We start from the raw sequence: 1,478 nt of genomic DNA on the forward strand, positions 1-1,478 counted from the left end.
TCTTTTAATTTCTCTTCATTTCTATCAATAAGTTCATTGGTTCTACGATTTTCATTGTTAAGCTGAAGCCACAATTGTTTAATCGAACCGTTCAGATAACTTATAATGTTTATTATAATAAAGCAAACTATAAAACTCTGATTAGTAGATATAATTCTAGTTCTTTAAGTGGCGTGTTCATATAAGCTCTTTGAAATACAATAATTTCCATCTTGATCATAATTATTATCCAAGTCCAAGTCTCCCTGAATGGACGATTTGTACGAGATATGAAATAAAAATTTAGTAATGCTCACGGATAGCAATCATAGACTTTCGAATAGAAACATTATTGACACAAATTTCGTTTTCTATACATGTATTCCATCTAGCTCATAATAATTCCTATAAATATCCATATTGATTGAGACATCATTTAATACTAAATGCTAACAATTGAATCAATTGAGAAGTATGGATATCTGGCCAAATTATTAGGCGTTTAAGAACAGACTTTACCCTGACTGTCTTTGACCATCACCGACTCTAAATGATATTGTCAGATATAGCCAGTCAATTTTTAGATTATTTTATTAATGTGGACGCCTACCAAAGACATTTTAGAAATATCTTCTATACAATTCTCTTCGCCTTTCTCCCCGTAATTGGGCGTATATCTGAGTTGTGGATGCTTTCTCGTGACCGAGCATGCCCTGGATAAACTCCAATGGTGCACCATTATCTAATAATAGACAGGCATATGTATGGCGAAAGCGATGAGGGTACACACTAACGGATACTTCACTACGGGCTGCCAATATTTTCAAAGAATACCTTATCGTCGGAATCGCCATACGGCGGATAGGATTAGATTCGGTGACAAACAGCGCTTTGCAGGAATCCTTACGACTATCCAGGTATCTTTTTAACCATACCTTGCATTCGGTCGTAAAGTAGACCTCTCTTTGTTTCGAACCTTTCCCGTTCACAACTGCCGAGTTGTTCTCCCAGTTGATGTCTTCAATATTTAATTTCTGTACTTCGCCAACACGACACCCCGAACAGTACAAAAACTCCAGAATAGCATGCTCTCGGGGGGAATGACAGGTAATTTTAAGATGAATAATATCCTCCTCAATCAGAAATTTCGGAATGCGTTTTTCGGTCTTTGGCTCCCTTAGCTTTAAGGCAGGATTTCGTGACAAATGTCCTTCTTCAAACGCAAACCGGAAGAGGGATCGATAGAAACGGATCCGATGTCCTAAGCTGCTTGGTTTCAGCCGTTCCGACTGCTTGGATAGGTAATCTTTAAGCAAGTTTAATGAAATATCTTCGATTTCGAGATTTCCGATGTCACGGGTTAACATCTTTAACTGAAGAGAGTAAGCTTTCAAGGTGTGCGGACTAAATCCTAAAACGCGCTTATCCATCTCATATAGCTTCCAAAGCTCAGACAGAATCATAATAAAGAACCTCCCAATTTGTTCTAGAGTCTAGTG

1 protein-coding gene is annotated in these 1,478 nt (G+C 37.6%); it reads right to left on the reverse strand.

What is annotated here, in order from left to right; translation table 11 throughout:
- Nucleotides 1-599: 599 nt before the first annotated feature.
- Nucleotides 600-1,442 (reverse strand): tyrosine-type recombinase/integrase, encoded by an 843-nt coding sequence (locus AC1DWB_RS35055; protein WP_477545684.1) that lies wholly within the window; start codon nucleotides 1,440-1,442, stop codon nucleotides 600-602.
- Nucleotides 1,443-1,478 lie beyond the last annotated feature (36 nt).

The organism is Paenibacillus sp. P4_E11, from assembly GCF_056401635.1.